This is a genomic window from Mesorhizobium sp. WSM4311, assembly GCF_002295115.1.
In the GTDB taxonomy this organism is placed as follows: domain Bacteria; phylum Pseudomonadota; class Alphaproteobacteria; order Rhizobiales; family Rhizobiaceae; genus Mesorhizobium.
The window spans coordinates 407,361-420,041 of the sequence record NZ_NSFV01000002.1 but is presented as its reverse complement, the minus strand read 5'-3'; the positions used below and the strand labels follow the sequence as shown (position 1 = coordinate 420,041).

Genomic DNA, 12,681 nt, shown 5'->3' with positions numbered 1-12,681 from the left:
CCGCTCAGCGATCGCTCTTGCGGCGATGATGGCGCTGATATCGGCGGCAAAGGCCTCGGATTTCTCCGAGCCGTGGAAGAACGCCGACCGCGCGCTGGTCGTCGACGCCTACGAGTACAATTCGATCGACTGGGCGCAGCTCGCCACCGACAAGCGCATCGTCGCCTTCATCAACAAGGCCTCCGACGGCATGCCGCCGCCCTATTTCTGTTTCGGCAGCGACACCGACGTTAAGCTGTGCAAGGCGCTGTGGAAGCGCCATGCGGTGACGCGCGAACTGTTTCAGACGCGACGGGTCGTCGCCAAGGCACTCGGCATGAAATGGGGCGCCTATCACCTCGCCCGACCTGGCAACCCGGTCGAGCAGGCCAATAATTTCCTCGATTTCGCCGATCCCGCGCCGGACGATCTCATGGCGCTCGACATCGAGGGCATCGATCCCTCGCAATGGATGTCGCTCGACGATGCCGAGGAGTTCGTGCGCCAGGTGCATCGGCGCGTCGGCCGCTTCCCGGTGCTCTACACCAACGGCAAGACCGCGCAGCATATCGCCGACAACCGCTACAAATACCGGCTCTTGTCGCGGCTGCCGCTTTGGTACGCGCGCTACAAGCCTGATATCGACGTGCATTTCCCGATGGGCAACTGGCAAGGCTACGCACTCTGGCAATTTTCCGCGCAAGCCAATTGCGGCCGCTTCCGCTGCCCCTACAGGGTCGCCGGCACGCCCGATAATATCGACGTCAACGTCGTGCCGACGGATGCCGCCACGCTGCGCCAGCAATGGCCCTTTGGCGGCCTCATCGACGTGCCATCCGACTACCTTGCCAGCGTGCCGGTGCCGCTCTCGCGCCAAGCAGCGCTCGCCGGCAAGACCACCCTCATCTATGCGGATGTGGCAACGCCGCCGACCTTCGAGGAAATGGTCGCGGTGCTCGGTTCGCGCTGGTCCAAATTCCGCGACGGCTTCCGCATGCCCGTGGTGAAGACGGTGCCGCGCAGGCCGGGCTTCGGCATCGTTCAATATGTCGCCTGGAAGCGGACCGGGCAACGCTCAGCCGAACAATTGGACGCCGCCCTTGCCGCGGCCGACCCGGTCAGCACCGGTTCGACCGAAATCGATCGCGGTCAGCCGTAGGCCGCCGCTCCGAAATCTCAGCTCGCCCGCTCGCGCGCCACGGCCTGCCAGCCGATGTCGCGGCGGCAGAATCCGTCCGGCCAGTCGATCCGGCCGAGCGCGGCATAGGCCCGCGCCTGCGCCTCGCCGACCGTGGCGCCGGTCGCGGTGACATTGAGGACGCGGCCGCCATTGGCGACCAGCGCGCCGCCATTGATGGCGGTGCCGGCGTGGAAGATCTGGACGCCTTCGCCCGCCGCCTGCTCGACGCCGCGGATGACCGACCCCTTTTCCGGCGTGCCGGGATAACCCCGCGCCGCCATCACCACGGTGAGTGCCGTCTCATCGCGCCAGCGTATGGACGTGTGCGCCAGCTGACCGTCGACGGCGGCATTGAGCAGCACCAGCAGGTCGTCCTTCAGCCGCATCATCAGCACCTGACACTCGGGATCGCCGAAGCGGGTGTTGTATTCGATCAGCTTCGGTCCCTTGTCGGTGATCATCAGCCCGGCAAAGAGAATGCCGGCGAAGGGCGCGCCAAGCTCGGCCATGCCGCGCATGGTCGGCTCGATGATCTCGCGCATGGTGCGTTCGACCATCTGCGGCGTCATCACCGGCGCCGGCGAATAGGCGCCCATGCCGCCGGTGTTGGGGCCGACATCGCCGTCGCCGACACGCTTGTGGTCCTGTGCCGTGCCGAAAGGAAGTGCAGTGGTTCCGTCGCAGAGGCAGAAGAAGCTCGCCTCCTCGCCGGTCATGAATTCCTCGATCACCACCTCCGCTCCGGCAACGCCGAAGGAGCCCTCGAAACAGGCATCGAGCGCCGCCCGTGCCTCGTCCAGCGTCATGGCGACGGTGACGCCCTTGCCGGCGGCGAGCCCATCGGCCTTGATGACGATCGGCGCACCGGTCTTTTCGACATAGGCCTTGGCCGAGGCCAGATCGTTGAAACGGCCATAGGCGGCGGTGGGGATATCGTATCGGGCGCAGAGGTCCTTGGTGAAACCCTTAGAGCCTTCCAACCGCGCGGCGGCCTTCGAAGGCCCGAAGACGCGGATGTTTTCGGCGCGCAAATCGTCAGCGATACCGGCGACAAGCGGCCCTTCCGGTCCGACGACGACGAGGTCGATTTTCTTCTCCCGGCAGTAGGCGGTCACGGCGGCGTGGTCGGTGATGTCAAGCTTCACCAGTTCAGCCTCAGCACCGATGCCCGGATTGCCGGGGGCCGCGTAGAGCTTGGTCAGCAGCGGCGAGGCGGCAATCTTCCAGGCAAGCGCGTGTTCGCGGCCGCCGGAGCCCAGAAGAAGAACGTTCATGGCCACCTCTCGATGCAAACCCTGGAGAGCACCCGCTATTGCTCTCCGGGCGACGGGTCAAGGCATCAGGGTGTTTTGATCCGAATTGCGCACGGGAACGTTATCCCAGCCGAATATGGGCGGCGAATTCCGGCGCCCCTATTCTGGCCCGCTTCAGCCGGGAAAGAGCACCGGGAACCAGTCCTCGCGCAATTTCTGGCCGGGCTGCATGCCGTGGCCGTGATAGGGCGGCGAAGTACGGCCCGGCCGCTCGACATAGTGGGCATCGTCGCCGACCCAGCGCAGCGACAGCGCCCGGCGCCGCGCCGAGGTCAAATTGCCGCGCGCGCCATGCGCGGTGCGGAAGTCGAACAGAATGGCGTCGCCCGGCTCCATCTTCCATTCGAGCACCTTCATCGACGGGTCGCTGTCGGGATCGGGCACCGGCAGGTAGTCGCCCTCGCCGGCATAGAAATTGCTGTCGTCGAGCCAGCGCACCGGCAGGATCATCTTGTCCCATTTGTGCGAGCCGGCGATCAGGCGCAGCGTCGCCTCCTTCACCGGGTCGATGGGGATCCAGAAGCTCACCGTCTGCCGGCCATCGACGAAATAATAGGGGATGTCCTGGTGCCAGGGTGTCGGCTTCTGCGTGCCGGGTTCCTTGACCAGAACGTGATCGTGGAAGAACTGCGCGGTGCGCGACTGCATCACCGCCGCCGCCAGTTCGGCGGCCGGCGATTTCCGCACCACCTCGACGAATTCGGGAATGCGCTCCCAGTTGCAGTAATCGTCGAAGAAACTGCCGCGGCCATTGGCGATGTCGGACGCGGTGGCGCTGCGGTTCTGCATGTTGCGCTCGATGCCGGCGGCAATCGTGTCGACCCAGCCTTTGAAAGCGCCGCGGATGCAGACCGCGCCGTCACGCTGGTAGTCGGCAATCGTCTCCGCATCGATCAGGCCGGTGTCGATGGAGCGGGCAGCAGTCTGGGAAGCCATGGTGTCCTCCTTTCAGGATCGGGACGACTATTGCAACCCGGATTCATTCAGTAAAATAATAACTTCTCATCTGACACATAGAACAGGACTATGGGCCTCAGCCTCACCCAATTGCGTTATCTGGTCGCTGTCGCCCGCCTCGGCAGCGTCACCGGCGCGGCCAGAGCACTGAACATTTCCCAGCCCTCGATTTCGGTGGCGATCGACGCGGTCGAGAAGGATTTTGGCCAGAAACTGTTCGTGCGCCAGCGCGGCAGCGGCGTTTCGCTGACTTCCTTCGGCCGCGTCGTCGTGGCCAAGGCAAAACAGGTTCTTGCCGAGACCGACGAACTCATGAGCCTGGGTTCGGGCAATTCCGCCATCGGCGGCGAGCTGGTGCTTGGATGTTTCGAGGATCTGGCGCCCTATTTCGCGCCAGGTCTGATCCGCGCCTTTTCCGAACGCCATCCAAACGTCACGGTGATCGTTCGCGACGAAACCTTCGAAACGCTCGGGCGGCGTCTGGCGGATGCCGCCATCGATCTCGGCCTCAGCTACGATCTTGGCCTGCCCGCGCATTTCGCCCGCATCCTGCTGCACGAGCTGCGGCCGCACGCATTGCTGCCGGCAGGTCATGCGCTGGTGGACTATCCCGAGGTCAGCCTGGCGGATCTGGCGGCCTATCCGCTGATCACGACGGACCAGCCGCACAGCTGGCAGCACATGCTCGACCTGTTCCGTGGCCGTGGCCTCTCGCCGGTGGCCGACAGGGCGACAAGCTCGTTCGAACTCCAGCGCAGCATGGTGGCGAACGGATTTGGCGTCGCCGTCAGCTACACCCGCCCGCATGGCGACCGCAGCTATGATGGACTGCCCCTGATCTGCAAGCCGCTGTCGGATCCGCTGCCGATGCAACGCATCATCCTCACCTATGACACGCATCAGCGCGTGTCGCATGCGGCACTGGCATTCGTCGAGACGGCGAAAGACTGGTTTTCCACGCGCGACATCTTCACCTCCTGACAGGTTGACGGTCGCTGCTCATCCGCTTGCCGCTTGACGGTTTCCGCGGCTGCTGCCACTCCATGGACATGGAACCTATCCAGTCGAAAGCGGCCCAGGGCCGTGTTGCCGATGCGCCGAACGGCCATTGGGTCTATCGTGTGCTGCCGCGCGCGGTTTGGCCCTATGCGCAGCTCGCGCGATGGGACAGGCCGATCGGCTGGCAATTGCTTTTGTGGCCATGCTGGTGGTCGGCGGCGCTCGCGGCAAGCGCCTATCCGCGCCCCGGCGACCCGCTGCTCTCACTGCTGCCGGCGCCGTTGTATCTCGTGCTGTTCCTGGTCGGCGCCATCGCCATGCGCGGCGCCGGCTGCACCTATAACGACATCGTCGACGAAGGCATCGACAACCAGGTCGAACGCACCCGCTCGCGTCCGCTGCCATCGGGTCAGACCACGCGCCGGCGGGCCTGGCTGTTTCTTGTGCTGCAGGCCTTGGTCGGCCTTGTCGTGCTCCTGCAATTCAACAGCTTCGCCATTCTGCTCGGCATCTGCTCGCTGGTGATCGTCGCCATCTATCCATTCATGAAGCGGATAACCAACTGGCCGCAATTGTTTCTCGGCCTTGCCTTTTCCTGGGGCGCGCTGATGGGATGGGCGGTCGAGTTCGGTGATCTCGATGGCCCCGCGATCATGCTCTATATCGGCTCGATCCTGTGGGTGATCGGCTACGACACGATCTATGCGCACCAGGACAAGGAAGACGATGCCATTGTCGGCGTGCGCTCGACGGCGCGGCTGTTCGGCGACAACACCAAATCGTGGCTGGCCGGACTTTACGGCGGCACGCTGGTCTGCTTCGCCATCGCCTTCGCCTCGGCGCAGGCGCCCGTGGTGGCGCTCGCCGGACTGATCGCCGCCGGCGCCCATATGGCGCGGCAGATCGCGGTTCTGGACATCAACGATCCGGACCAATGCCTGCGGCTGTTCCGGTCGAACAACCAGGTCGGCTGGCTGATCTTCCTCGGCCTGATCGGCGGCGCATTGTGGGTGGCGCTGAAGCCGCTGGTTTAGTCGCGTGAAATGATCTCCTGGCCGCCGATGACCAGCCTGAGACCGAGGTTGCCGGCTCTGCGGCGGGCAAGGAAGCGAGGGCGGCGCGTGTTGGAAACGCGACCCTTGCGGCGATCCTGCGGCGGCAGCGTCTTGATGGCGGCGCCGAGCGATTCCTCCAGGGTGCGGGCGACGCCGTCCGATTCGATCAACAGCATCGGCAGGCGGTAGGCATCGGCCCAGGCGCGCCAGTCGGCGGCGACATCGTCGAGATCGTCGGCGACCAGCAGGGGCACCGACAGCATCGGATCATTGTGCAGGAGTTCCAGGGTCACCGTGACGTTGCCTTCCGGATCCTCCATTGCGCGGGCGGCGACGCCGCGGAACGCATTGGCCGGCAGGGCGATGATCGCCGGCACGCCGCTCATCTCGAGCATGCGGCGGATCACGGCGCCACGGTGGTCGATGGTGAACGTCACGTCGCCATAATCGTCGCGGGTGGCGTAGCTGACCATCTGGGGCAGTCGGAATGGGTCGAGGCGCATGTTGCGTCCCGCCCAGACTGGCTTCAGTCCGGTGTTCATAGAGTGCCTTCCTGTCTGTCTCCTGAGAGCCGGTGTCCGGTTCTCTCCGGGCCAGTTTTCCCGGCCTCGTTATGGGGAAACAGTAGCGCGGGCTCCTTACCGCCGCGCTTAAGAAAGTCGGTTAAATTTTGCTGATCTCAGGGATGGTTATCGGAATGCCACCGGCCACTAGATGTTGAAAGGATCAGATAACCTTACCGGGATTCATGATGCCGGCCGGATCGAAGGCGGCTTTCACCCGGCGCATCAGATCGATGGCCATCGGCGGTGCCGTGGCGATCAGTTCGTCGCGCTTCAACTGGCCGATGCCGTGCTCGGCCGAGATCGAACCGTGGAAGGCGCGCACGACATCGTGCACGGCCTTGTTCATGGGATGGTAGAGGGCGAGAAACGCCTCATCGTCGCCATCGACGGGCCGCGAGATGTTATAGTGGAGGTTGCCGTCGCCCATATGGCCGAAGCAGACCACGCGGGCGCCGGCACTGACCGACGCCACCGCGCCGGCGGCCTCTGCGATGAAGCGCGGGATCGAGGCGATCGGCACCGAAATATCGTGCTTGATCGAGGCGCCCTCCGGCTTCTGGCATTCGGGCAGCGTCTCGCGGAAATTCCAGAAAGCGTCGCCCTGGGCAAGGCTGGCCGCGACCACCGCATCGCCAACGATGCCTTGCTCGAGGCCATCCGCCAGCACCTCCTCGATCAGCGCCCGGCCATCGGCTTCCGAGCGGCCGGAGGAAACCTGCATCAAGACATACCAGGGCCAGTCGTCGGCCAGCGGCCGCACGATACCTTGACCATGCCTGAGCGTGAAATCGTAGGGCCTCTTGCCGATCAATTCGAAGGCGGTGAGCGAAGCGCCGGCGCGGTCCATCGCCAGGCTGAACAAAGATAGCGCCGCCTCGGGCGACGACAGGCCGGCGAATGCGACCTCACGCCCCTTCGGCTTCGGGAACAGCTTCAGCACGGCGGCGGTGATGACGCCGAGCGTGCCTTCAGCACCGACGAACAGGTCCTTCAAATCGTAGCCAGTATTGTCCTTCTTCAGCTTGCGCAGATCGTCGAAGACCTCGCCCGTCGGCAGTACCACTTCGACGCCGAGACAGAGTTCGCGGGCATTGCCGTAGGCCAGCACGCCGGTGCCACCGGCATTGGAAGAAAGATTGCCGCCGATCTGGCAGGAGCCTTGCGCGGCGAGCGACAGCGGAAACAGCCGGTCGGCGGCATCGGCCGCCTCCTGCAGCGTCTGCAGGATGACGCCGGCCTCCGCCGTCACCGTGTTGGACAGGACGTCGATCTCGCGGATGCGGTTCAGCCGCGACAAGGACAGGATGATCTCGCGGCCGGATTTGTCCGGCACCTGGGCGCCGACCAGTCCGGTGTTGCCGCTTTGCGGCACAATCGGCGTTGCCGTCTCGGTCGCCAGCCGCATGATGCGGCTGACCTCGTCGACGCCACCCGGCCGCAGCACCAGCGACGTCGCGCCATGCCAGAGCCCGCGCCGCTCGACGAGATAAGGCGCAATGTCCTGCTCGTCGCGCAGCGCGTATTTGTCACCCACGATCGCCGCAAAGCGGTCGATGAGGGCGGGATCGAGTGTCTTTGCGATTTCGGTCATGCGGCAAAACTATGTTGTGGGCTGTGCATTGTCACGAGGGGCGGCCGCGCGAGCGAGCCGGTCATTGATGGCCTCTCCGAGCCCGTCGAACGGAATCGTCTCCACCGCGATGGTGCGCGCGCCGCTGCGATCGAGTTCCTGCATATAGGCGAAAAGATTGCTCGCCGCTTCACGCAGGTCACCAGACGCGGACAGGTTGAGGAACGCGGCAGCATTGCGCCAGCCTTCGGCTCGCTGATCGCCGAAGGCAAGCAGCGCCTCGCCCTCGACGACCATTCCGGCATTGAGCCGCATCTCAGCACCCGGCGCATAGTGCGAGGCAAGCATGCCTGGCGCCTCGACGCCGACTGCACCGCCGCGCAACAGTTCCATGCCGATGGCCGCCTCGATCTCCCCGGCGGCGATGCCGCCAGGCCGGAGCAGGCGCACTCCTGCCCCTTCAGCCTTGACGATGGTCGATTCCAGTCCGACCGGCGTCGCGCCGCCATCGACCACCAGCTTGATGCGGGCGCCGAGATCGGCCGCCACCGCTTGCGCCGTCGTCGCGCTGATCTTGCCGGAGGAATTGGCGCTGGGCGCGGCCAGCGGCCGGCCGAGCTTTGCGATGAGGTCGCCGCCAAAGCCCCTCGGCATGCGCAAGGCGATCGTGTCGAGCCCGGCTGTGACCAGTGGATGGATGCCGTTGCCGGGCCGCTGCGACAGCACCAGCGTCAGCGGACCCGGCCAGAAGGCCCGTGCGAGTTTCTTCGACAGCGGATCGAACACGGCGATGCGCTCGGCCATGGCCATGTCGGCGACATGGGCGATCAGCGGATTGAAGCGCGGCCGCCCCTTGGCCTCGAAGATGCGCGCCACACCGATGCCGTTGGTGGCATCGCCGGCAAGCCCGTAGACGGTTTCCGTCGGAATGGCGACGACGTCGCCGCCCTGAAGCAAAGCCAGCGCCCGCTCCAGCGCCTCGCCGACGGCAAGTATCTCAGCCACTCTCGTCACCTCGCAGATGCCGGCTGCGTAGTACGATGGCGGCTGTTGGGCAAGAGAGGGTCTTGGCGATTTATCAATCCCTAAAATGCTATGTTTGTGCGAAAGCCGGCATCAATTCTGGCCTGCTATTGAGCAGCTTCGGGGCAAAGGGGAGCTATATCAGTGTCTGTGCGCGTACTGCTGGGAATAACTCTGGCCACGATGGCCAGCGGAGTTCAGGCCTCGTCCCTGGTCTTTCCCGGCCCGCCGGCCGCGACGCCCTCCATCCTGACCCTGAAGGCGGCCGATATCAAGGCAAGCGATGTGGTGTCCGTCGTCGCGCTCGGCGAGCCCGACGTTACCTATGAGAAGGTGGCGGCGATCCCCAACCCGCCCGAGGCACAGCACGGCTTCATGCCAAGCCCGATGATCATTCGCGGCGGCATCGTCGGCGGCGATTTCTCGACACCGACACAAACCAAGGCACCGGCCGCCACCACCGCCGCGGCTCCTGCCCCGGCCCAGGCGACCGCCTCGGCGGCTCCGGCGTCGGGCACGCAGAAGAAGCCGGCCGCACCGGCAGCCGCATCGGCGCCCGCTTCCAAGGTCGGCAAGGTCAAGTAGCCGGCCGGCAAACTGCTGGACCCGGCCAGTTCGTTGACAGTTTGACGGCGCCCTGCGCACCATTGCCGCGCGAGTTCGTGCCGGCATATCTTGCCGCTCGAAGCCGCCTGAATTTGGTCGAGCGATTCAGGGAAAGGGGCGGCCGTGGCAAACGAGTTCGTCGTTTCAAAAGGGGGTTGATCATGAGACTATCCAAGACCGTTACCGTGGCCGGGCTTCTGCTGGCATCGCTGCTGGGCGCCAGTGCAGCGCAAGCCGATGACATGCTGGGATCCTATGTCGCGCGTATTTCCGATCGGGACCATCAGGCGAGCGACGGCTATGCGCTGGACAACGCCGCGCAGATGGTGCGGCAGGATCGCGCCAACTGGCACAAATTCCATCGCCGCGACAGCGACGATGAGGGTGATGCCTGGTTCAGGACCAACGACCAGCGCGCGGACCTGCAGCGCATGCTGGAGCGTCCCGGCGCGATGAGCTCGTCGACCAAGCGCGCCATCGTCAATGGCGAACCGCTGATCCAGGTCGACGTCTACGAGGACAGCGTGCGCGTCCGCATCCTGGAGAACTGACAAGCGTCCGGGAAGATGACAAAGGGCGGCGCCGATGCGCCGCCCGCTTCTCGACAAAGCCGGATTGAAATCTCAGGCCGCTTCTTCCTTGTCGTCCTCGTCTTCTTCGGACTCGCCGTCTTCGGATTCTTCTTCGTCTTCGGCGTCGTCGCCTTCTTCTTCGTCGCCATCCTCGTCCTCAGAGTGATCGGCGGCTTCGACCGCCGTGGCAGCGGCATGATCGAGGGCGGTTTCGGAAGCGGATTCAAGCGCCTCGGCGGCGGCCGAGGTTTCTTCAGTCACTTCGATGTCGTGATCGGAATTCATGGAAGCCTCCGTTGGGTTGGGGAACATGTCCCTTTTGCCACGCAGAGATCATCGCCATATGACTGTAAGCCGGCTCGAACGGCCGGCTGGAAGATATTTTTGTTAAGCTCTCAACCCGCGATTTTCGAGAAATCCGCGACCTGACCGGTGGCCGCGCGGATGCGCGTGAGCAGCGCCAGACGGTTGGCTCGCACCGCCAGGTCTTCATCATTCACGAGAACACCTTCAAAGAATGAATCAACCGGTTCGCGTAACGCGCTAAGCGCCAGCATGGCGGCGGAAAAGTCTCCGTTTTGAATCGCTTCGCCCGCTTGCTTCTCGGCCTGATTCACCGCCACAAACAGCAATTTTTCGGCATTTTCCTTGAACAAGGCCGGCTCAACGGTTTCGGCAACAGCTGTTTTCTTCTTCTCCTCGGCGGCCAGGATGTTGGCCGCGCGCTTGGTGCCGGCGAGCAGGTTCTTGCCGTCCTCGGTGTCGAGGAAGGAGCCCAGCGCCTCGACGCGGCGGACGATCTGCAGGAGGTCGTCGGACTGCGGCGTGATGACGGCATCGATGAGATCGTGACGGGCACCCTGGTCGCGGAGGTAGACCTTGAGGCGGTCATGGAAGAAGGCGAGGAGGTCAAGACTCAAGCGCCATGCCATCTCTGGCGTCTCTTCCGCAAAGGCCTCTTTTCCCGACTGCCCTACGAGACGGTTATAGACTTCGGCTCGTTGAGTTGTCGTAGCGAGACCAGCGGACGTTAGTCGATCCGCAGCCTCAAGATATGGCTGCGATCCCTCACGTTGGAACTTCATGTATGCCGCCAGTATCGAAGACATCATCGAACGAAGAAGCGACACATTCGCCCCATTCTCAACCAAGATCCTTATCACACCTAGCGCGGCCCTTCTGAGCGCATAGGGATCTTTCGAACCAGTTGGCTTTTCATCGATCGCCCAAAATCCGACCAGCGTGTCGAGCTTGTCGGCGAGTGCAACGGCCGCAGAAACGGGATCGATCGGCACGCGGTCGGACGGGCCTTGCGGCTTATAGTGCTCCTCAATGGCCGCCGCGACCGAAGGAAGCTCCCCCTGTAGCAGCGCATACTTAGCGCCTATAGCGCCTTGTAGTTCTGGAAACTCGCCAACGACTTCTGTCTGCAGATCGGCCTTGGCCAGCACTGCGGCTCGGCGCGCCAGAGCGGGATCAGCGCCAACAATTGGCGCTAGCCCTTCGGCCAATTCTTTAATCCGCTGCACCCGCTCGCCCTGCGTGCCGAGCTTGGCGTGGAAGGTGACGCCGAGATGGTCGAGGCGGGCCATGCGTTGGTCGAGCGGCCTTTTCAGATCGAGGCCAAACTTTTTCGCCGAGGCTTCGAGTTGTCCGAGGTCCGGCAGATCGCCCTGGTCCGTGGTCCAGAAATAAAGCGCATCGGAGAGGCGGGCGCGCACCACCTTGCCGTTGCCGTGGGCGATCTCCTTGCCGCCGTCCCTGGCCTCGATGTTGGCGGTGAGAATGAAGCGGCTGGACAGCGCCTCGCCTTCACCTTGCGGTCGCGTGACGAAGCACTTCTGGTTGGCGCGGATGGTCAGCCGGATCACTTCGGCCGGAATGGCGAGGAAATCCTGCTCGAACTCGCCCATCAGCACGACAGGCCATTCGACGAGACCGGACACTTCCTCCAGCAGCCCTTCGTCCTCGACCAGGTCGAGCCCGTTGGCGAAAGCGAGGTTGCGGGCGTCGGCAAGGATGATCTCCTTGCGCCGGTCGGCGTCGAGCACGACCTTTGCCGCTTCCAGCTTGCTCACATAATCCTCGAAGCGGCGCACGGTGATTTCGCCCGGGGCGAGGAAACGGTGGCCATATGTGACGTTGCCGGAGCGGATGCCGTCGATCTCGAAATCGACCACGACAGGCTCCTCGGTTTCCGGGCCGAAGGTGCACAGGATCGATTGCAGCGGCCGCACCCAGCGCAGCGAGCCTGGCTTGGCCGAGGCCGGTCCCCAGCGCATCGATTTCGGCCAGGGGAAATTGCGGATAATGCCCGGCACCAGTTCCGCGATGATCTCTTCGGCCGCCCTGCCCGGCTTCGAAATGTGGGCGACATAGAAGTCGCCCTTCTTCGGGTCGGAATGGACATGCGCCTCGGCGACCGAGGACAGCCCTGCCTTGCGCAGGAACCCCTGGACCGCCTGCTCGGGTGCCGTCGTCGATGGTCCCTTGATCTCTTCGCGGATATCCTTCGAGCGCGCCGTCAGGCCCCTGATGTCGAGCGTCAGGCGCCGCGGCGTCCAGTATTCGCGCGCCGCCTCATAGGTCAGACCGGCTTCGACCAGACCGTCGGTCAGCATCTTCTTGAGATCACCCGCCGCCTTGCGCTGCATGCGGGCGGGAATTTCCTCGGAGCGAAGTTCCAGCAAAAGATCCGGCATCAGAGTGTCTCCACCCGCATGCCAGTTTCCTGTTTGCGCGTCCTCGCGCCTCCGGCGCTGCGGTCGCGCGGCTGGGCAGGGATTTCCTCGGAGCGAAGTTCTAGAAGCAGGTCAGGCATTGGGGTCAGCTCATGCGGGAGAGTGGTCCGGGCGGGGCAT

General features: G+C 64.2%; 12 protein-coding genes. 5 read left to right on the top strand and 7 right to left on the bottom strand.

The annotated features are described in order from the left end of the window. Positions 1-25 precede the first annotated feature (25 nt). Positions 26-1,138 carry a glycoside hydrolase family 25 protein gene (locus tag CK226_RS05795; RefSeq protein ID WP_095791298.1) on the top strand — a complete coding sequence of 371 codons (1,113 nt, stop codon included), beginning with the start codon at positions 26-28 and terminating at the stop codon, positions 1,136-1,138. 17 nt (positions 1,139-1,155) lie between these two features. Here the strand turns inward: CK226_RS05795 and purD are convergent, their stop codons facing one another. After that, on the bottom strand, positions 1,156-2,433 hold the full coding sequence (gene purD, locus CK226_RS05790) for a phosphoribosylamine--glycine ligase (protein ID WP_095791297.1): 1,278 nt from the start codon (positions 2,431-2,433) through the stop codon (positions 1,156-1,158). 153 nt (positions 2,434-2,586) lie between these two features. Further along, a complete protein-coding gene (locus CK226_RS05785) occupies positions 2,587-3,408 on the bottom strand; it encodes a phytanoyl-CoA dioxygenase family protein (protein WP_095791296.1) in 822 nt (273 codons plus the stop codon). A 90-nt stretch (positions 3,409-3,498) separates the two neighbouring features. Here CK226_RS05785 and CK226_RS05780 point away from each other — a divergent pair, with 90 nt between their 5' ends. Both CK226_RS05780 and ubiA read left to right on the top strand, forming a co-directional pair. Continuing rightward, positions 3,499-4,410 (top strand): LysR family transcriptional regulator, encoded by a 912-nt coding sequence (locus CK226_RS05780; RefSeq protein WP_095786630.1) that lies wholly within the window; start codon positions 3,499-3,501, stop codon positions 4,408-4,410. Between the two features lie 68 nt (positions 4,411-4,478). Next, positions 4,479-5,462, top strand: a complete 984-nt coding sequence (gene ubiA, locus CK226_RS05775; protein WP_179300986.1) for a 4-hydroxybenzoate octaprenyltransferase — start codon at positions 4,479-4,481, stop codon at positions 5,460-5,462. Here the strand turns inward: ubiA and CK226_RS05770 are convergent. From CK226_RS05770 to CK226_RS05760, 3 genes are all read right to left on the bottom strand, one after another. Then, complete coding sequence (locus CK226_RS05770; protein ID WP_095771060.1) at positions 5,459-6,025, bottom strand: DUF6101 family protein; 567 nt, start codon at positions 6,023-6,025, stop codon at positions 5,459-5,461. The two genes, ubiA and CK226_RS05770, sit on opposite strands and share 4 nt — an antisense overlap. A gap of 184 nt (positions 6,026-6,209) precedes the next feature. Then, positions 6,210-7,640: an FAD-binding oxidoreductase gene (locus tag CK226_RS05765; protein ID WP_095786631.1), complete on the bottom strand. Its 1,431-nt coding sequence runs from the start codon at positions 7,638-7,640 to the stop codon at positions 6,210-6,212. Between the two features lie 9 nt (positions 7,641-7,649). Then, positions 7,650-8,624 (bottom strand): L-threonylcarbamoyladenylate synthase, encoded by a 975-nt coding sequence (locus CK226_RS05760; protein WP_179300972.1) that lies wholly within the window; start codon positions 8,622-8,624, stop codon positions 7,650-7,652. Between the two features lie 201 nt (positions 8,625-8,825). Here CK226_RS05760 and CK226_RS05755 point away from each other — a divergent pair, with 201 nt between their 5' ends. Together CK226_RS05755 and CK226_RS05750 are read left to right on the top strand one after the other, a co-directional pair. Next, positions 8,826-9,227, top strand: a complete 402-nt coding sequence (locus CK226_RS05755) for a hypothetical protein (RefSeq protein ID WP_095771063.1) — start codon at positions 8,826-8,828, stop codon at positions 9,225-9,227. A gap of 182 nt (positions 9,228-9,409) precedes the next feature. After that, a complete protein-coding gene (locus CK226_RS05750) occupies positions 9,410-9,799 on the top strand; it encodes a hypothetical protein (protein ID WP_095791293.1) in 390 nt (129 codons plus the stop codon). 72 nt (positions 9,800-9,871) lie between these two features. Here CK226_RS05750 and CK226_RS05745 read toward each other — a convergent pair whose 3' ends face one another. Beyond that, positions 9,872-10,105, bottom strand: coding sequence for an ATPase (locus CK226_RS05745; RefSeq protein ID WP_095791445.1), 234 nt, complete (start codon positions 10,103-10,105; stop codon positions 9,872-9,874). Positions 10,106-10,215: 110 nt separating this feature from the next. After that, positions 10,216-12,522, bottom strand: coding sequence for a glycine--tRNA ligase subunit beta (gene glyS / locus CK226_RS05740; protein ID WP_095791292.1), 2,307 nt, complete (start codon positions 12,520-12,522; stop codon positions 10,216-10,218). Positions 12,523-12,681: the final 159 nt, after the last annotated feature.

Coding starts and splice junctions, on each gene's coding strand:
- CK226_RS05750 (WP_095791293.1), top strand. CDS start 9,410: ATGAGACTATCCAAGACCGTTACCGTGGCCGGGCTTCTGCTGGCATCG.
- CK226_RS05765 (WP_095786631.1), bottom strand. CDS start 7,640: ATGACCGAAATCGCAAAGACACTCGATCCCGCCCTCATCGACCGCTTT.
- CK226_RS05780 (WP_095786630.1), top strand. CDS start 3,499: ATGGGCCTCAGCCTCACCCAATTGCGTTATCTGGTCGCTGTCGCCCGC.
- glyS (WP_095791292.1), bottom strand. CDS start 12,522: ATGCCGGATCTTTTGCTGGAACTTCGCTCCGAGGAAATTCCCGCCCGC.
- CK226_RS05795 (WP_095791298.1), top strand. CDS start 26: ATGATGGCGCTGATATCGGCGGCAAAGGCCTCGGATTTCTCCGAGCCG.
- CK226_RS05770 (WP_095771060.1), bottom strand. CDS start 6,025: ATGAACACCGGACTGAAGCCAGTCTGGGCGGGACGCAACATGCGCCTC.
- purD (WP_095791297.1), bottom strand. CDS start 2,433: ATGAACGTTCTTCTTCTGGGCTCCGGCGGCCGCGAACACGCGCTTGCC.
- ubiA (WP_179300986.1), top strand. CDS start 4,479: ATGGAACCTATCCAGTCGAAAGCGGCCCAGGGCCGTGTTGCCGATGCG.
- CK226_RS05755 (WP_095771063.1), top strand. CDS start 8,826: ATGGCCAGCGGAGTTCAGGCCTCGTCCCTGGTCTTTCCCGGCCCGCCG.
- CK226_RS05745 (WP_095791445.1), bottom strand. CDS start 10,105: ATGAATTCCGATCACGACATCGAAGTGACTGAAGAAACCTCGGCCGCC.
- CK226_RS05785 (WP_095791296.1), bottom strand. CDS start 3,408: ATGGCTTCCCAGACTGCTGCCCGCTCCATCGACACCGGCCTGATCGAT.